The sequence below is a fragment of the Pseudoduganella albidiflava genome (assembly GCF_004322755.1).
In the GTDB taxonomy this organism is placed as follows: domain Bacteria; phylum Pseudomonadota; class Gammaproteobacteria; order Burkholderiales; family Burkholderiaceae_D; genus Rugamonas; species Rugamonas albidiflava.
This window is the reverse complement of record NZ_CP036401.1, coordinates 5,107,468-5,124,576: the sequence shown is the minus strand read 5'-3', so window position 1 is coordinate 5,124,576 and position 17,109 is coordinate 5,107,468. Positions and strand designations below refer to the sequence as shown.

Here is a 17,109-nt window from a genome sequence, read left to right as displayed (position 1 = left end):
AGATTCCGGGATCAGACCCCCATCGCCGCTGTCGACAGGGCTTGCTACCAGCGGTAACGGGGGTCTGACCCCAGCCCTTCTGATGCCGTTCAGGCAAGCCAGACCCGGAGGCAGATTCCGGGGTCAGACCCCCATCGCCGCTATCGACAGGGCTTGCTACCAGCGGTAACGGGGGTCTGACCCCGGCCCTTCGCATCCAGGGTGTATGCATGCGTGTCGGTTAAGCTTTGCATTCGCGCATTGGTGCCTGCCCCCGCTGCCGGCCCGCTCAGCCGCCAAACCGGAAACTGCTGACCGCCAGCGCCCCCATGAACGCGTCCTCGTGGTACACCACGCTGGCGGCATCGTCCTCGGCGGCGCCGAGCGCCACCATCAGCGGCAGCAGGTGCTCTTCGCGCGGATGGGCGGCGCGTGCGGCCGGGGCGCGTTCCCAGTTCATCAGCGCGATGCCGCGCTCCTTCGGCGGCAGCGCCATCGCCTGCCGCAGCCAGCCGTCGAACTGGTGCGAGGCGGCGGCGCCGGCGCCGTTGAAGGCGCGCAGGTTGTGGTAACTGAGCCCGCTGCCGACGATCAGCACTCCTTCATCGCGCAGGGGCCGCAGCGCGCGGCCCGCCTCCAGGTGCGCCTGCGGATCGAGCCCCCGTTGCAGCGACAGTTGAACGATCGGCACGTCCGCGTCGGGAAAGACCGGGTACAGCGCCGAGAACGTGCCATGGTCGAAGCCGCGCTGCGCATCCAGCCCGGCCGCGATGCCCGCACCCTCCAGCAGCGCCTGCGCGCGGGCCGCCAGCTCCGGTGAGCCCGGCGCGTCATAGCGGATCTGGTACGTGTGCGGCGGGAAGCCGCCGTAATCGTAGATCATGCTTGGCCAAGCGCCGGCCGACAGCTGGAACGCCGGTGCCTCCCAGTGCGCTGTCACCACCAGCACGGCCTTCGGCTTGCCGCCGATCTGCCGCGGCAGGTCGCGCAGCGATGCGTCCAGCACGTCGTACGCGCCGCCGAACTCGGTTTTCATCCACGGCCACGGGCCGCCGCCGTGCGACAGGAAATAGGTGGGCAACATGCCTGGCTCCATCGTTTCAACCCGACGACTATACGGTTGCCCGCGCGCCATCGCAACCGGCAAAAAATCGATACTGACGTTCGACTCGTTCGACCTGTTGGACCTGTTCGACCTGTTCGGCCGTCCGGCGGCTTGCTCTACGGTTCAATGCAGGTGCGGCGGGCCGGCCTGGTCCTGCGCCAGCGCCACCAGCGCGAACAGCCGCGCCATGCGCATCCAGGCCAGCGCCAGCACGATCGCCTGCGCCAGCAGCAGCGCACCCACCGTGCCGGTCAGGCCGATGGCCGGCACGTGCATCCGGCACCACCCCAGCACGGCGGCCAGCAGAAGGCCGGCCACGGTCGGCACGGCCCACGCCAGCAGCGCGCCGCCGGGGCGCCGCCACAGCAGCACCAGGCCGTCTCGCCAGGCCCGGATGGCGCCGCTGCGCCGGCGGTCGGCCGCCAGCATGGCGCGGCCCGCATCGAGCGTGAGGTTGGCCACCAGCACCAGCAGCACGGCGGCGCCGGCCGCGGCGAGTTGCCACGGTTGCGTGTCGGCGTAGGTGATCGCCCGATCGGCATGCTGCTGCGCGGCGTCGGCCAGCTCACCCCCCAGCGCGGCGGCGGCGCCGAGCGGTACCGCGGCCCACGCGAGCATGCGGAACATGCGCGGATACTGTTCACCGGCGCCGGCCAGCAGTTCGCGCAGGCACGGTGGCTTTGCGGCGCGGGCGGCCGTGACGACGGCGCCGGTCAGCAGGGGCGACAGCAGCAGCGTCACGAGCAGCGCGCCGGTGCCGGCCGCCGCCAGCGCATCGCGGTCGCGCTCGAAGGCCGTGCCCAGGTCCGTGATCGCCACCATGTCGAGCGCCTGGGCCAGCGCCGGCGCATGGGTCGAGAAGTCGAGTTCCCGCGCCAGCAGCAGCCAGACCGGCAGCGACACCAGCACGGCGGGCAGCAGCAGGCCGGCAAGCCACAGCAGCAGCAGGCGCCATTGCAGCGCCGCGCGGCCGGCAGCAAGCAGGCGGAGGATGGCGGGGCGCGTCATAGCGTCAGCACCAGCGCCAGCATGGCCTGCACGGCAGCGGCAAGGTCGAGCGTCCAGCGGCGCGTGGCGACGGCGTTCGGCTCGGCCGTGCGCGTATCGTCGAGCTTGTTCGTGTCGAGCAGGTGGCGGCGCTGCGGGTCCAGTTCCGCGCTCACGGCCCGCACCGGCTTCACCCATGCGTAGCGCCGCCACGATTCGCCGCCGTGCCACTGCACGGTTTCCTTGCGGCCGTCGGCAAACGTCACCACCAGCGTCTGCGGCACGGCCGCGCCGCGGCGGCGCACCACGACCGTGGTCTTGTATGCCGACGCGCCGCCAGTCTGTGCGGCCACGGCTGCCGCGGTCCGCTCCACCAGCTTGCCTTGCCGCTCCGCGTAGCCGGGTTGCGGCGTGACTTCCTCGCTGTCCAGCGAGACGATGCGGTCATCCACCTTCTGCGCTGCATAGACCTGCCGGGCAAACACGGCCTCCACCAGCGCGCGCTGGCCGCTGACCTCGGCGATGGTCTCGCGCAGGTCCGCCACGCCGGGATGCCGGAAGCGCCAGCGGCGGTAGTATTCGCGGAAGGCGCGGTCCAGCGTTTCCGTGCCCAGCTGCGCCTGCAGGTCGTGCAGCATCACGGCCGTGCGCGAATACACCGCGCCGACACTCTCGAGCCGGTCGTAGGCATTCGCACCGAGCGGGTCGGCCGGTTCCTCGCGCGGCGCATCGAAACGCTCGCCCGGGAAGCCGCCGAACGCGAACGCGCCCCGGCCTTGCAGCATCGTGGCCAGCACGGGCAGCGAGGCGGGCCGCTGGCCCAGCATGCGGGCGTTCCAGTATTCGTTCAGGCCTTCGTCCAGCATGGGTTCCTCGAACTCGTTGCTGGCGAGGATGCCCTGCAGGTACTGGTGCGCGAATTCATGCACGGTGACGAAATCGAGGTCGTAGCGGTCGCGCGTGCCGGGCGCCGGATCGTGCACGCTGTCCGTGGTGAAGAACGTCGGGTATTCCATGCTGCCCGCGTGCGCGGCATTGAAGGGGGGAATCACGACGGTCAGCGTGTCGTAGGGGTAGGGGCCCAGCTTGCCGGCGAAGTACGCCAGCGACTGCTTCGTCACCTCCAGCACCGGCGCCGCGTTCGATGCGTAATCGGGCGGGTACAGCACGGTGATGCCGACCTTCCGGCCATCCTCCCCGGTCCACGTGTCGCGCAGCGGGGGCGCGGTGCGGCTGTCCGCCGTCCACGCGAAATCGTGCACGTCGCCCTGCGCGTAATGATGGGTGACCAGGCCGCCGTCCGCCACGGGCTGGCCCTGCAGGGCGCCGGTGGCCCCTACCGTATAACCCCGCGGGACGGTGATCTTCACATCGTAGTGGCCGAAGTCGGCGTAGTACTCGGAATCGGTGTGGTACTCGTGCACGTTCCAGCGCAGCGCCGGTGCGCCGCGCTCGCCCGGCAGTTCCAGCACGCCGATCTTCGGGAACCACTGCGCCACCAGGTGGAACGTGCCGAAGTGGCCGGTGCGTGCCGTCACGCGCGGCAACTGGTCGAAGAAGCCGATGTCGAGCGTGGTGCTGGCGCCGGGCGGCACTCCGGCGGGGAGGTCGAGGCGCACCACGGTGCGGTCGGTTGCCGGGCCGCCATCCGGTTGCACGAAGGTCCAGGGTACGTCGGCGCCGCCCTGGCGCACGTGGCGCAGCTCCATGTAGCCCCATTCGCCATCGCCCATGCCATCGGTCAGGCCCTGCGCGCGCAACTCCGTGTTGAACGTGCTGTCGCCGTTGCGGAACGCGTTCAGGTACAGGTGCAGGTAGACGCTGTTGACCGTGCGGTCGCTGCGATTGCGCCAGGTGAGCTGCTGGCGCCCGGCGACCGTGTGCCGGACCGGATCGAGCGTGGCCTCGATCCGGTAATTCGCCACGCGGTCCGACAGCGTGGCTTCGCGGCCGGTACGGATGCCGCCCCAGGCGTCCGGGCTGCTGGGCGTGGCCGCCGCTGCGGCGTGCGGCGGCGCGAACGGAATCTCCTGTGCGGCGGCGGCGGGGCGGGCCCCCTGCGCCAGCGGCGCCGGCGGCACCAGCAGGACGATGGCCGCCATGGTGGCGGCCGCGAGGCAGTGCAGAACGCGCATGCTGCTCCTTGTGCGATGACGATGTGCCCACTATAGCGAGGCCCATGCATGGATGGCAACGCCTGCCGCTCCTTAAACCACCCTTAATGCAATACACCGTTACTTACGTTCGCGCAAAAAATGGTAATCTCGCGGCGTTTGTCTTTTCATGCGACCCAACCGAGAAGGAAGATCATGCGTCCAATGCGCCGCCTCATGCTTGCCGCCACCGCCATGCTGGCCGTATCCGCCACGTTGCCCGCCATGTCCCAGGCTGCCGGACCAGGCTACACGACCCTGAGCACGCCCGTTGCCGCGACCGCGCCGGGCAAGAAGGTCGAAGTCATCGAATTCTTCATGTACACCTGCCCGCACTGCTATTCGCTCGATCCGCTGCTGGAAGAATGGGTCAAGAAGCAGGGCGACCGCATCGTGTTCAAGCGGCTGCACTTCGCGCAGGGCCCCACCGATCCGCTGGCGCATGCCTACGTGACGCTGGAAGCGATGGGCCAGACCGAGCTGGTGCACAGCAAGATCCTGCGCGCCATCCACGGCGAGCGCCAGCGCATCTACCGCAGCGACGAGCAGATGAAGGAATTCCTCGTCAAGAACGGCGTCGACAAGACACGCTACGAACAGCTCTTTAATTCCTTCAGCGTGCAGACTAAGATGAAATCCCTGGCCAGCACGATTTCCAAGTACCAGGTCAGCTCGGCACCGACGCTGGTCGTGGACGGCCGCTACATGACGTCGCCGTCGATCGCCGGCACCGGCATGTCGGAAACCCAGGCCGGCCGCCAGACGATGGCCGTGCTGGACCAGCTGGTGGCCAAGGCTGCGGCCGAGAAGAAGTAAGAGAGAAATAAGAGAGAAGTACGAGAGAAATGCGAGCGGAACTGCAGCGGAAGCAACAGCCTGCCGCGGTGCATCGCTGCGACACTGGCAGGCTGTAAATCGTAAGCGGACGTAAAAATGGTAAGCGGGCAGTGAATGAGGATGTGGCTATGACCGATCGTGAAAAAGGCATCATGGAAGCGTTCGACGCGCTGGAGCCGGATGAAAAGCGGCTCTTCAATGTCAGCAATGTCAATCACTTGGCCTGGAGCCTGGTGATCTTGCTGGCGATCCTGGCCTGCTGGCTGGCGGCCGCGCTCGTCAACGCCGAGAACCAGCGCCACGCGCTGATGACCAAGCAATGCCAGGACCGCGTGTTCAAGGAGGAAGTCGACAAGACCTGCCTGCTGAGTGTGCGCTCGCGCGAGCACTGGTGGCAGCATCTCGGCTACGGGCTGGGGCACCTGACGCCGGAAAAGTAGGACGAGGCCAGCAAGGAAAAAGCCCGCAATCGCGGGCTTTTCTTTGTTTACTGTTGACTGCTCATTGTTGCCCGAAAAATGGCACGTACTCCAGTTCCGCTTGGTCAAGCATTTTCCGACGCATTGAAAGCATGCGTTCACCCCAACAGCGGAGGGCTGGGGTCAGGGATGAGTGCTGGCATGCATGCCAGCACCGTTGCGCAGGCGCGAAGCATGCTTCGTGAAACCCCTGCTTCACCCCGCCGGGGCGTAGTCGGGGTTTCGAGGAGCATCGCTCCTTGCCGACGTAGCGATACTGGCCTGCAAGCCAGTATTCCTCCCTGACCCCGGAATTTGCACTTGGGGTGGGCTTATCTGAGCGCCATCGGGACGTACCCCATTCTCCGGGAAAGATTGCAGCGAGGCATCAGCTCACCGTCAGCTTCGCCGACTTCAGCCGCACGCTGTCCGGCCCCGCATGGATGGTGAAACTGCCCGGTTCGACCACGCGCTTCATGTCGACGTTGTAGAACGCCAGGTCGGCGGGCTTGATGTCGAACACCACCGTCTTCTTTTCGCCCGGTTGCAAGGTCACGCGGCGGAACGCCTTCAGCTCCAGCACGGGCCGCGTCACGGACGAGATATCGTCGCGGATGTAGAGCTGCACCACCTCGTCGCCCGCCACCGCGCCGGTGTTGGCCACGTCGACCTCGATCTGCGTGGCTTCGTTCGGCCGGATCGTGGCCTTGCGCAGGCGCGGCGCCGAGATGTCGAAGGTGGTGTACGACAGCCCGAAGCCGAACGGATACAGGGGCTTCGTGCTGCCGTCGATGTAGCCGCGCCGGGCAGAGGGCTTGTGGTTATAGAAGATCGGCAGCTGGCCCACGTTGCGCGCGACCGACACGGGCAGCTTGCCGCCCGGGTTGACGCGGCCGAACAGCACGTCGGCCGCCGCGTTGCCCGTTTCCTGGCCCAGGTACCAGCCTTCGATGATCGCGTCGGCCCGCTCGGCCAGCAGGTTGATCGACATGGGCCGGCCGTTCAGCAGGAACACCACGGTGGGCTTGCCCAGGTCGAAGATGGCTTTCGCCAGGTCGTTCTGCTGGCCCATCAGGTCCAGCGTGGCGCGGTCGCCCAGGTGCTGGTCGGCCCACGCCTCGCGGCTGGTCTGCTCGTTATCGCCCAGCACCATCACGATGGTATCGGCCGTCTTCGCCGCCGCCACCGCTTCGGCGATCAGGCGCGCATTGACTTCCGGCGCGGTGAAGCGGATCTCGTCCTTGCCCCAGATGCGTTCCTCGGTGATGCGCACGCCTTCGCGGTAATCGAAGGCGAAGCCCTGCGCCGTGGCCTCGGCCCGCAGCGCGTCGTGAATCGACACGACCTTGCGGGGGATGTCGGAGTAGCCGCCGATCGGCGTGTCCTTCGCGTGCGTGCCGAGCAGCAGCAGCTTGCCGGTCTTCTTCGCCTGCAGGGGCAGCACGCCCTTGTCGTTCTTCAGCAGCACCACCGAGCGGCCGGCGGCTTCGCGCGCCAGCGCCACGTCGGCCGCCGTCGCGGTCTGCGCATCGGCGCTGGCCGCATCGGCATACGGGTTCTCGAACAGGCCGGCCAGGAACTTCAGTTCCAGGATGCGGCGCACGATCGTGTCGATTTCCTTTTCGGCGACCTTGCCCTCCTTGACCAGCTCGGCGAGGTGGCGGTAGCCGTGGCCATCGGGCGTCTCGATATCCACGCCCGCTTTCACCGCGTAGTAGCCGGCTTCCTTCGGCGTGGCAGCCATCTTGTGGCGCGTGACCAGTTCGCGGATGCCCATGTAGTCCGACACCATCACGCCCTTGAAGCCCCACTCCTTGCGGGCCACGTCGTCAAGCATCCAGCGGTTGGCGTGCGAGGGCACGCCGCCGATCTCGTTATACGACGGCATGATCGCCGCCACCGTGGTTTCCTTCACCAGGCGCTCGAACGGCGGGAAGAATTCCTCGCGCAGCGTGCGTTCGGACACTTCGGCCGGGCCGATGTTGGTGCCCGATTCCGGCTGGCCATGGCCGGTCATGTGCTTCAGCGTGGTCAGTACCTTGTCCTTTGCCAGCTGGCGCGTCGTGCCGGAAAATCCGATCACGGCGGCCTTGCCGATTTCCGTGCACAGGTGCGGGTCTTCGCCGAAGGTTTCCTCGATGCGGCCCCAGCGCGGCTCGCGTGCCACGTCCACCACGGGCGCCAGCGCGAAGTTGGCGCCGCGTGCGCGCATTTCGCGGGCGGCCACCGAGAACACCTTCGTCACCAGGTCCGTGTCGAACGACGACGCCAGGCCGATCGCCTGCGGGAACGAGGTGGCATCGCGCGCCGCATAGCCGTGCAGCGCTTCCTCGTGCATGAACAGCGGGATGCCCAGGCGGGTCTGCTCGAGCGCCCATTTCTGCGCCGCGTTCACGTAATTGGCCGTTTCCTGCGCGCCGCGGTTCGGGCGCGCGCCATCGTCACCCGCCGCGGCGGCCGCGCCGGCCTCGGACTTGCCTTGCCGGTCGGACGGCCGCGCGATCATGCCGATGCCGTGCGGGTAGACCGTGGCGGCCTTGGCGGCCGAGAAGGCGCCGTTGTCCTCGATCTTGCCCTTCTCGATCCATACGCACAGCATCTGCGCGATCTTTTCCTCCAGCGTCATCCGCTTCAGCAGATCCGCGACGCGCTTCGGCACCGGCGCCGCCGGGTCCTTGTACAGCGGGCGTGCCGTGGCAGCCATGGACAGCGTGGGGGCCGCGCCGGCGGCGGCCATCGTGGCCAGGAAGCGGCGGCGGCCGTTGTTCGATTCGTGTTGCATGAGTCTCCTTTGTTATCTGTTCAGCTTGCAACTTGCTGCGGCTGAGCCTGTGTCATGGGGTCAGGCACCATGACACGGGCTCATCCATGCTGTCAGCGCTTGCCCGTCCGCGTCGCCACGTCGACCCACACGGCCAGCGTGAGGATGCCGCCCTTGACGATCATCTGCCAGTAGGTGTCGACGTCCAGCATCGACATGCCGTTGTCCAGGCTGGCCATCACCAGCGCGCCGATCAGCGCGCCGTACACGGTGCCGGAACCGCCGCGCATCGACGTGCCGCCGATGAAGCAGGCGGCGATCGCGTCCAGTTCGGCGGACGTGCCGGCCGATGGAGCGCCGGCCGCCAGGCGGGCCGTGTTGATCAGGCCCGCCAGCGCGCACATCAGCCCCATGATCCCGAAGATCCACAGCTTGACGGCTTTCACGTTGATGCCGGAAAGGCGCGTCGCTTCCATGTTCGAGCCCACCGCGTAGATGCGGCGGCCGAACACGGTCTGCGTGGTCATGTAGGTGAAGATGCCCAGCAGGGCGAGCAGCAGCAGCACCGGCAGCGGGATGCCTTCATAGCTGTTCAGCGTGGTCACGAAGCCGAACAGCACGGCGGCGATGATGCCCAGGCGAAGGCCGTCGCGCCATGGCGGCACCTGTTCCAGGCCGTGGTGCGCGCGGCTCTTGCGCTGCCGGAACGTCAGCGCGATGGCGATCACGAACAGCGTCACGCCCAGCACGACGCCCCATTGCGGCGGCAGGTAGCCCTGGCCGATGTAGACGAATTCCTCGGACACGGGCGCGATCGTCACGCCATCGGTCACGCCCAGCAGGATGCCGCGGTAGGCCAGCATGCCGCCCAGGCCGACGATGAACGAGGGGATGTGCAGGTAGGCCGTCAGGTAGCCGTTAAATAGCCCAATAAGCAGGCCGAAACAGAGTACCGCGATCATGTTGACGGGCAGTCCCATGCCGTGCGTGACGTCCAGCACGGCCGCCACGCCGCCCAGCAGGCCAAGCAGCGAGCCCACCGACAGGTCGATCTCGCCGGCGATGATCACCAGCGACATGCCGCAGGCCAGGATGCCCGTCACGGCCATCTGCCGCATCAGGTTCGACATATTGCGCGGCGTGAGGAAGCCGCCCTCCGTCATCCACGTGAAGAAGCCCCAGATCAGCACGATTGCGACCAGCAGGGCCAGCATCTTGTACTGCGTGAACAGCTTTTTGAATTGATTGCTTTTCATCGGTCTCACTCTAGTGAAGCGTTCAGTGCAGCGGTTGTGCCAGGGCGGCGGCCAGCAGGGTTTCCTGCGTGAGGTTGTCGTTGACGAAATCGCCGCGCAACTGTCCCTCGCCGATCACCAGCACGCGGTCGGAAACGCCCAGCACTTCCTGCAGTTCGGACGACACCATGATGATCGGGATACCCTCGCTGGCCAGGTTCAGCATCAGCTGGTAGATCTCGAACTTGGCGCCCACGTCCACGCCGCGCGTGGGTTCGTCGAGGATCAGCACCTTCGGCCTGGTGAGCAGCAGTTTCGACAGCACGGCCTTCTGCTGGTTGCCGCCGGACAGCCCGGTAATCGGCAGGAACGGGCTGGCCGTCTTCAGCTTCAGCCGGCCGATCTCTTCCCGGATCACTTTCAGCTCTTCGTCCTGGTCGATGCGCGTGCCATGCGAGAACTGCTGCAGCACGGCCATCGTCATGTTCTGGCCCACCGACAGGTCGGGCACGATGCCATGGTGCTTGCGGTCTTCCGGCACCATCGCCAGCCCGGCGCGGATCGATTTCAGCGGCGAGCCGGTATCCCAGCGCCTGCCCTGGTACCACACCTCGGCCTCGTACTGGCCTTCATACGAGCCGAAGATCGCCGACACGAGTTCCGTGCGCCCGGCGCCCACCAGGCCCGCGATGCCGAGGATCTCGCCGCTGCGCAAGGTGAACGACACGTCGTCCACGCGCTTTCGCTGCGGGTTGTCCGGGTCCCAGCACGTCACGTGCTTCGCCTCGAACACCACCTCGCCCGGCGTGTGCCGCCGCTGCGGGTACAGCTGGTTCATCTCGCGCCCGACCATCTGCGCGATGATCTTTTCCACGCTCATGTCGACCATCGGCGTGGTGGCGATGTGCTGGCCGTCGCGGATCGTCACGATGGTGTCGCAGATCGCCGCGATCTCGTCGAGCTTGTGCGAGATGTAGATGCAGGTGACACCCTTGGCTTTCAGCTGGTGGATGATGTCGAGCAGGATGCGGATCTCCGACGTTGTCAGCGACGACGACGGTTCATCCAGGATCAGCAGCCGGGCATTCTTGTTCAGGGCCTTGGCGATCTCGATCAGCTGCTGGTGGCCGCCGCCGTACTGCTTCACGGGCAGCACCACGTTCACGTCGCGGATGTTCAGCTCGGCCAGCAGTTCGTTGGCGCGGCGGTTCATCGTGTCGTAGTCGAGGCGCCCGCCGGGCAGGGTGATCTCGTTGCCGAGGAAGATATTTTCCGTCACCGACAGTTCCGGCACGAGCATCAGTTCCTGGTGGATGATGACGATGCCGGCGGCTTCCGTTTCACGGATCGAGGTGGCTTGCAAAGGCGCGCCGTCCCAGTAGATCCCGCCGTCGTAGGTACCGTGCGGGTAGACCCCGGACAGCACCTTCATCAGCGTGGATTTACCGGCGCCATTTTCTCCGCACAGGCCGACGCATTCGCCGGCCTTCACCTTGATGTCGATGCCATTCAGTGCGCGCACACCGTCGAACTGCTTGACGATGCCGCGCATCTCGAGAAGGTAATCGCTCATGCGCTCACTTAGGGGTAAGGTGCGGTATCAGTTGGCGCTCAGCTGGGCCTTCGAGTAGAAGCCGTCGTCGGCCAGCACCTGCACGTTGGCCTTGGTCAGCGGGATGGGTTTCAGCAGCAGCGTGGGCACCTGCTTGGCGCCGTTGTTGTACTGCGAGTTGAAGCCGGGCTTCTCGTTGCGCACCAGCTGCACGGACAGCTTCGCCGCTTCGGTGGCGATCAGTTTCAGCGGCTTGTACACCGTCATGGCCTGCGTGCCGGCGATCACGCGCTTCACCGCGGCGAGGTCGGCATCCTGGCCCGAGACCGGCACCTTGCCCTGCAGCTTCTGCGAGGTCAGCGCCTGGATCGCGCCGCCGGCCGTGGCATCGTTCGAGGCCACGATGGCATCGATCTTGTTGTTGTTGGCGGTCAGCGCGTTCTCGACGATGGCCATCGCCTCGGAAGCGCTCCAGTCCTTCACCCACTGCTTGCCGACCACCTTGATGTCGCCCTTGTCGATCAGCGGCTGCAGCACCTTCAGCTGGCCTTCGCGCAGCATCTTGGCGTTGTTGTCGGTCGGCGCGCCACCCAGCAGGTAGTAGTTGCCCTTCGGCTTGATCGCCTTGATGGCCTCGGCCTGCAGTTCGCCCACCTTCTGGTTGTCGAACGAGATGTAGGCATCCACGTCGGAGTTGAGGATCAGGCGGTCGTACGACACCACCTTGATCTTGGCCTTCTTGGCTTCGCGGATCGCGTTGTTCAGCACCGTGGCGTTGTAGGGCACGATCACGAGCACGTCCACGCCGCGCGAGATCAGGTTCTCGATCTGCGAGATCTGGCGCTGCTCGCTGGCATCGGCCGACTGCACGTAGACCTTGGCGCCCAGGCGCTCGGCTTCCTTGACGAAGTAATCGCGGTCGCGCGTCCAGCGCTCGAGGCGCAGGTCGTCGATGCAGAAGCCGATCTTCGGATTTTTCGCATCCGCCAGGGCGGCGGTGGAGGTGAGGGCGAGCAGCACGCTCGCGATGGCGATCTTCAACTTCATGGTGTGTCTCCTAAGATGGGTGGCCTGTGGCCTGTTGTTGTTATCTTGGATGGGTTGGTAGCGCTGGATCAGTTCATCGTATGCGTGTCAGTAAAGCGTTATTACCCCAGCGGCAAAACCTGGGGTCAGGGAGGAGTGCGAGCTTGCAAGCTCGCACCGTTCCGCAGGCGCGGAGCATGCTCCGCGAAACCCCTGCTCCACCCCGGCGGGTCTGACCCCGGCATTTGCCGGTGGGTCTAGTCTGCGCCTTCAACGTGCAGACCGCCATTACGGTGTCAGACACCAAACATCAATGGTTATGCCGCGGCACGACGTCCCGCAGGTTCCGGTACTCCAGCGCCATCTCCATGCAGGCGCCGCTTTGCATCTGGCCCACCGTCGAACGGTAAATCTGCTGCCATGGCGTCTGGCTGGCCGGGAAGGCGGGGATGCCGTCGCCCTTGCGCCGCTCGATCTCGGCATCGTCGACCAGCATGTTGGCGGTGCCGTTGTTCAGGTCGATGCGCACGGTGTCGCCGGTGCGGATCCACGCCAGGCCGCCGCCCACCGCCGATTCCGGCGAAGCGTTCAGGATCGACGGGCTGTCCGAGGTGCCGGACTGGCGGCCGTCGCCCAGCGTCGGCAGGTTCTTCACGCCGCGCTTGATCAGCGCATCGGGCGGTTGCATGTTGACGACTTCGGCCGAACCGGGCCAGCCGATCGGGCCGGCGCCGCGAATGACCAGGATGCAGTCTTCGTCGATGTTCAGCGAAGGGTCGTTGATGCGCTTGTGGTAGTCGTCCGAGCCGTCGAAGACGATGGCGCGGGCTTCGAACACGCCTTCGTTGCCGGGCTGGCTCAGGTAGCGGGCGCGGAACTCGTCCGAGATCACGGAGGTCTTCATGATGGCGAAGTCGAACAGGTTGCCCGACAGGACGAAGAAGCCCGCCTTTTCCTTCAGCGGCGCCGCGAACGGCCAGATCATCTCGCGGTCGTTGGTTTCCTTGCCGACCAGGTTGTCCTTCATGCTCTTGCCGGTGACCGTCGGGCGGTCCGAGCGCAGCAGGCCGTTCTGTTCCAGTTCCCACATCACGGCCGGCACGCCGCCGGCGCGGTGGAAGCGCTCGCCCAGGTATTTGCCGGAAGGCTGCATGTTCAGCAGCAGCGGCACGTCGTGGCCGTACTTCATCCAGTCTTCCGTGTGGATTTCCACGCCGGCATGGCGCGCCATCGCCATGATGTGCTGCTGCGCGTTGGTGGAACCGCCGATCGCCGCGTTGGTGACGATCGCATCGAGGAACGCTTCACGCGTCAGGATCGACGACGGACGGATGTCCTGCTCGGCCAGCGCCACGATGCGGCGGCCCGTCTCGTAGGCCATCTGGCCGCGTTCGCGGTACGGTGCCGGAATGGCCGAGCAGCCGGTCAGCGACATGCCCAGCGCCTCGGCGATGGCATTCATCGTCGACGCGGTACCCATCGTGTTGCAGTGGCCGGCGGACGGCGCGGAAGCGGCGGCGATCTCGAGGAATTTCTCGTTGTCGATCTCGCCGGCGGCCAGGCGGCGGCGGCCTTTCCAGATCGCCGCGCCGGAACCGACCAGCTCACCATCGAGCCAGCCGTCGAGCATCGGGCCGCCGGACAGCACGATCGCCGGCAGGTCCATCGTGGCCGCGGCCATCAGCTGCGACGGCGTGGTCTTGTCGCAGCCGGTGGTCAGCACTACCGCGTCGATCGGATAGCCATGCAGGATCTCCACCAGGCCCATGTAGGCCAGGTTGCGGTCGATCGCGGCGGTGGGGCGGCGGCAGTTCTCGAAGATCGGGTGTAGCGGGAATTCCATCGGAATGCCGCCGGCGTCGCGGATGCCGTCGCGCACCCGCTTGGCGAGATCCAGGTGGATGCGGTTGCACGGGCTGATGTCGCTGCCCGACTGCGCGATGCCGATGATCGGCTTGCCGCTGCGCAGCTCGTCGGGAGTGATCCCGTAATTCATGAAGCGCTCCAGGTAGAGCGCGGTCATGTCGATGTGGTCCGGATTGTCGAACCAGTCCTGGGAACGGTAACGGCGGGTCATTTTACAAATCCAATCATGTGCTGCGGCAGGCCGGGCACGTCGACGGGGAAGGCGAATACACCACCCGCGAGCGGGGCGGCGGCGCGTTCCTCGGCCGTGAGGCCTTTCGTGGCGGTCGTGGCAAAGGCGGTTTTCAGGTCCGGACCGCCGAAGGCGATCTTGGTGATGTTCGGTACCGGGAAGGCGATGGTTTCCAGCAGTTCGCCGGCCGGCGAATAGCGCAGCACGCGGGCGCCGCGGAACACGGCGACCCACACGTTGCCGGCGGCGTCGACGGCGCTGCCATCGGGCCAGCCGGGTTCGGCGATCGTGGCGAACACGCGCTTGTTGGCCAGCGTACCCTCGGCGGTCACGTCGAAGGCGTACACCGTCTTGCCGAAGGTATCGGTGTGGTAGAAGGTCTTGCGGTCCGGCGAGAACGCCGGGCCATTGGTGATGATGATGCCGTCGTCGTGCTTCGTCAGCCCGCTGCGCAGCGCACCGTCATAGCGGTACAGGGCGCCGCTGGCCGCGGTTTCGGCATTGTCCATCGAACCGAACCACAGGGCACCGTCATGCGCCACGTGGCCGTCGTTCAGGCGGTTGCCCGGGCGGTCCGCTTCGAATTCGGTGATCGGCGCGAACGTGCCGGTGGCCGGATCGAAGTGCACCAGCTTGCCCGCCAGGCCGCAGACGAAGCCGCCGCTCTCGGCTGGCAGCGCAAAGCCGGTCTCGCCCGGCATGTCCCACGTCTGGCGCTGTCCACCGTGCGCGTCGCAGCGGTGCAGCTTGTGCTGCTTGATGTCGACGAAGTACAGCATCTGCTCGACCGGATGCCAGACCGGGCCTTCGCCCAGCGTTGCTTCCAGCGGCCAGATGCACTCGGGCGTCGTGCTGGTCGGCGTGCTCACTTGCCGTCTCCATACCAGCCGGCATCGACGAAGTAGTCGCGGCCGGTGCAGCGCGACGCCTGGTTCGACGACAGGAACAGCGTCAGTGCGGCCACGTCTTCCGGCTCGATGCGCTCCTTCAGCAGCTGCGAGGCCATGATCTGCGCTTCGCCTTCCGGCGTGTACCACAGCGCCATCTGCTTCGGGGTCTTGACCGAGCCGGGGATCACGGTATTGACGCGGATGCCATCGTTGCCCAGGTCGCGGGCCAGGCCGCGCGTCAAGCCTTCGATGGCCGCCTTGGCCGTCATGTACAGGGTCAGTTGCGGCAGGGCCAGGTACCACGAGATCGAACCGAAGTTCAGGATCACGCCGCCGCCATTCTTCTTCATGCCCGGCGCCACGGCCTGCGCGCAGAAGAACTGGTGGCGCAGGTTGACGGCCAGGCTGTCGTCCCAGTACTGCGGCGTGACGTCGGCCACGGCGTGGCGGTGGTCGTTGGCCGCATTGTTGATCAGGATGTCGACGCCGCCGATATCGCGCTCGATGTCTGCAAACGTTTTCTTCAGCTCTTCAATATTCGTCATGTCGCAGTGGATGTAGCGCGGCTGGTGCGCCGCGCCAGGGTAGCTGGCGGCCAGCTGCTGCGACGGTTCGTCGGCGATGTCCAGGAACACCACCTGCGAGCCTTGCTTGACGTACGCATCGACGATTCCCGCGCCGATGCCGGTGCCGCCGCCGGTGACGACGACACGCTTGTTCTTCAGGTCAGGATAGGTCGCATATTCAAACGGTGGCCGTTGATCTTGGTTCGTGTTGCCAGCCATCATTTTTCTCCAGTTGCTTTGGTTGCTTCAGTTACATTGCCCAGCAGGCCGCGGCGCGCCAGGTTGTTGTACAGGGCGCGAACGCCGAAGGTCCATGGCGCGATTTCATCGCTGCGGTGGACGTGGTTGATCAGGGCCCCCAGCGCCGGGCTCGCGATGGTGACGCGGTCGCCCTTGTGGTGCGTGAACCCGCCGCCCTTGGCGTCGCGGTCCTTGATGGGGGAGAACATCGTGCCGAGGAACAGCATGAAGCCGTCCGGGTACTGGTGGTGCGCGCCGCAGGTCTGGCCGACCAGGTCGAGCGGGTCGCGGCTGATCTGCTTCATCAGGCTCACGCCGTCCAGCACGAAGTCGTCGTCCACGCCTTCGATGGTCAGGCGCACTTCGGCATTGCGCACCGTGTCGAGCGAGAACCGGTCGTCGAACAGGCGGATGAACGGGCCGATCGAGCAGGAACCGTTATTGTCCTTGGCCTTGCCGAGCAGCAGCGCGCTGCGGCCTTCGATATCGCGCAGGTTCACGTCGTTGCCCAGCGTGGCGCCGACCGGCTTGCCCTGGCTCGTCACGGCCAGCACGATTTCCGGTTCCGGGTTGTTCCACTTCGATTCCGGGTGCAGGCCCACGTCGGCGCCGAAGCCCACCGCCGACATCGGCTGCGACTTCGAGAACACTTCCGCATACGGGCCGATGCCCACTTCCATGTACTGCGACCAGGCACCGCGGCTGATGAATTCCTGCTTCAGCTGTTCGGCCTGCGGCGAACCGGGCTTGATGCTGGACAGGTCGGCACCGATCGATGCCAGCAGCTCGCCGCGCAGCTGTTCGGCACGGGCCGGATCGCCGTTGGCCTGTTCCTCGATCACGCGTTCCAGCAGGCTGACGGCGAACGTGACGCCGCAGGCCTTGATGGCCTGCAGGTCGTTCGGTGCCAGCAGGCGCGGCACGTCCGCCGCCGGGTTGGCCGACAGCGCGTTCTCGATCAGGGCTTCGACGCGGCCCAGCGATTCGCCGGCTGCCGAACGCACGATGGCCACGACGTCGTCGCGTTCCAGCAGTTCGGCGACGGTCGAAGCATGCCGGGTGATGTCGAACACTTCGCCGTTACGCACGGCCACCACGGCGGGGCCGTCGATGTCACCGGTCCGCCAAACGCGGCCCACGAGCAAAGCCTGCTGCAGGTCGGCAGGCAACAAAGACAAGGCTGGCGCTTCCTTCATGTGAGTCTCCTCTTGTTCTGGTTATG

13 protein-coding genes are annotated in these 17,109 nt (G+C 66.3%); 2 read left to right on the top strand and 11 right to left on the bottom strand.

The genetic code is table 11. The features are described 5' to 3' along the window. Positions 1 to 268: 268 nt before the first annotated feature. From EYF70_RS21200 to EYF70_RS21190, 3 genes are all read right to left on the bottom strand, one after another. Entirely contained in the window at positions 269 to 1,063 is a 795-nt protein-coding gene (locus EYF70_RS21200) for a DODA-type extradiol aromatic ring-opening family dioxygenase (protein WP_229420493.1), read from the bottom strand. A gap of 144 nt (positions 1,064 to 1,207) precedes the next feature. After that, complete coding sequence (locus EYF70_RS21195) at positions 1,208 to 2,092, bottom strand: hypothetical protein (protein WP_131147175.1); 885 nt, start codon at positions 2,090 to 2,092, stop codon at positions 1,208 to 1,210. Beyond that, positions 2,089 to 4,206: a M1 family metallopeptidase gene (locus EYF70_RS21190; protein ID WP_218943709.1), complete on the bottom strand. Its 2,118-nt coding sequence runs from the start codon at positions 4,204 to 4,206 to the stop codon at positions 2,089 to 2,091. The genes EYF70_RS21195 and EYF70_RS21190 overlap by 4 nt, the downstream gene beginning before the upstream one ends. Before the next feature lie 174 nt (positions 4,207 to 4,380). On the opposite strand from EYF70_RS21190, the gene EYF70_RS21185 reads away from it, so the two are divergent. Both EYF70_RS21185 and EYF70_RS21180 read left to right on the top strand, forming a co-directional pair. Then, on the top strand, positions 4,381 to 5,040 hold the full coding sequence (locus tag EYF70_RS21185) for a thiol:disulfide interchange protein DsbA/DsbL (protein WP_229420492.1): 660 nt from the start codon (positions 4,381 to 4,383) through the stop codon (positions 5,038 to 5,040). 149 nt (positions 5,041 to 5,189) lie between these two features. Beyond that, positions 5,190 to 5,501 (top strand): hypothetical protein, encoded by a 312-nt coding sequence (locus tag EYF70_RS21180; RefSeq protein ID WP_229420491.1) that lies wholly within the window; start codon positions 5,190 to 5,192, stop codon positions 5,499 to 5,501. Between the two features lie 406 nt (positions 5,502 to 5,907). On the opposite strand, the gene EYF70_RS21175 is transcribed toward EYF70_RS21180, so the two are convergent. From EYF70_RS21175 to EYF70_RS21140, 8 genes are all read right to left on the bottom strand, one after another. Further along, positions 5,908 to 8,301 (bottom strand): glycoside hydrolase family 3 N-terminal domain-containing protein, encoded by a 2,394-nt coding sequence (locus tag EYF70_RS21175; RefSeq protein WP_131147174.1) that lies wholly within the window; start codon positions 8,299 to 8,301, stop codon positions 5,908 to 5,910. Positions 8,302 to 8,393: 92 nt separating this feature from the next. Then, positions 8,394 to 9,536, bottom strand: a complete 1,143-nt coding sequence (locus tag EYF70_RS21170; RefSeq protein WP_131147173.1) for a sugar ABC transporter permease — start codon at positions 9,534 to 9,536, stop codon at positions 8,394 to 8,396. A 22-nt stretch (positions 9,537 to 9,558) separates the two neighbouring features. Continuing rightward, positions 9,559 to 11,088, bottom strand: coding sequence for a D-xylose ABC transporter ATP-binding protein (gene xylG / locus EYF70_RS21165; protein ID WP_131147172.1), 1,530 nt, complete (start codon positions 11,086 to 11,088; stop codon positions 9,559 to 9,561). Positions 11,089 to 11,115: 27 nt separating this feature from the next. Then, on the bottom strand, positions 11,116 to 12,114 hold the full coding sequence (gene xylF / locus EYF70_RS21160; RefSeq protein ID WP_131147171.1) for a D-xylose ABC transporter substrate-binding protein: 999 nt from the start codon (positions 12,112 to 12,114) through the stop codon (positions 11,116 to 11,118). Positions 12,115 to 12,403: 289 nt separating this feature from the next. After that, complete coding sequence (locus tag EYF70_RS21155; protein WP_131147170.1) at positions 12,404 to 14,170, bottom strand: IlvD/Edd family dehydratase; 1,767 nt, start codon at positions 14,168 to 14,170, stop codon at positions 12,404 to 12,406. Beyond that, on the bottom strand, positions 14,167 to 15,060 hold the full coding sequence (locus EYF70_RS21150; protein ID WP_229420490.1) for an SMP-30/gluconolactonase/LRE family protein: 894 nt from the start codon (positions 15,058 to 15,060) through the stop codon (positions 14,167 to 14,169). Before EYF70_RS21150 ends, EYF70_RS21155 begins: the two co-directional genes overlap by 4 nt. Beyond that, the gene (gene xylB, locus EYF70_RS21145) at positions 15,057 to 15,866 is read right to left on the bottom strand and encodes a D-xylose 1-dehydrogenase (protein WP_131149248.1); all 810 of its coding nucleotides are present in this window, start codon (positions 15,864 to 15,866) and stop codon (positions 15,057 to 15,059) included. The genes EYF70_RS21150 and xylB overlap by 4 nt, the downstream gene beginning before the upstream one ends. Next, complete coding sequence (locus EYF70_RS21140) at positions 15,866 to 17,083, bottom strand: fumarylacetoacetate hydrolase family protein (protein ID WP_131147169.1); 1,218 nt, start codon at positions 17,081 to 17,083, stop codon at positions 15,866 to 15,868. The genes xylB and EYF70_RS21140 overlap by 1 nt, the downstream gene beginning before the upstream one ends. Positions 17,084 to 17,109: the final 26 nt, after the last annotated feature.

Bases quoted from the DNA above. Each gene is read 5' to 3' on its own strand.
- xylF (WP_131147171.1), bottom strand. From the start codon at position 12,114: ATGAAGTTGAAGATCGCCATCGCGAGCGTGCTGCTCGCCCTCACCTCC.
- EYF70_RS21200 (WP_229420493.1), bottom strand. From the start codon at position 1,063: ATGTTGCCCACCTATTTCCTGTCGCACGGCGGCGGCCCGTGGCCGTGG.
- EYF70_RS21190 (WP_218943709.1), bottom strand. From the start codon at position 4,206: ATGCGCGTTCTGCACTGCCTCGCGGCCGCCACCATGGCGGCCATCGTC.
- EYF70_RS21195 (WP_131147175.1), bottom strand. From the start codon at position 2,092: ATGACGCGCCCCGCCATCCTCCGCCTGCTTGCTGCCGGCCGCGCGGCG.
- EYF70_RS21155 (WP_131147170.1), bottom strand. From the start codon at position 14,170: ATGACCCGCCGTTACCGTTCCCAGGACTGGTTCGACAATCCGGACCAC.
- EYF70_RS21185 (WP_229420492.1), top strand. From the start codon at position 4,381: ATGCGTCCAATGCGCCGCCTCATGCTTGCCGCCACCGCCATGCTGGCC.
- EYF70_RS21175 (WP_131147174.1), bottom strand. From the start codon at position 8,301: ATGCAACACGAATCGAACAACGGCCGCCGCCGCTTCCTGGCCACGATG.
- xylG (WP_131147172.1), bottom strand. From the start codon at position 11,088: ATGAGCGATTACCTTCTCGAGATGCGCGGCATCGTCAAGCAGTTCGAC.
- xylB (WP_131149248.1), bottom strand. From the start codon at position 15,866: ATGGCTGGCAACACGAACCAAGATCAACGGCCACCGTTTGAATATGCG.
- EYF70_RS21180 (WP_229420491.1), top strand. From the start codon at position 5,190: ATGACCGATCGTGAAAAAGGCATCATGGAAGCGTTCGACGCGCTGGAG.
- EYF70_RS21140 (WP_131147169.1), bottom strand. From the start codon at position 17,083: ATGAAGGAAGCGCCAGCCTTGTCTTTGTTGCCTGCCGACCTGCAGCAG.
- EYF70_RS21170 (WP_131147173.1), bottom strand. From the start codon at position 9,536: ATGAAAAGCAATCAATTCAAAAAGCTGTTCACGCAGTACAAGATGCTG.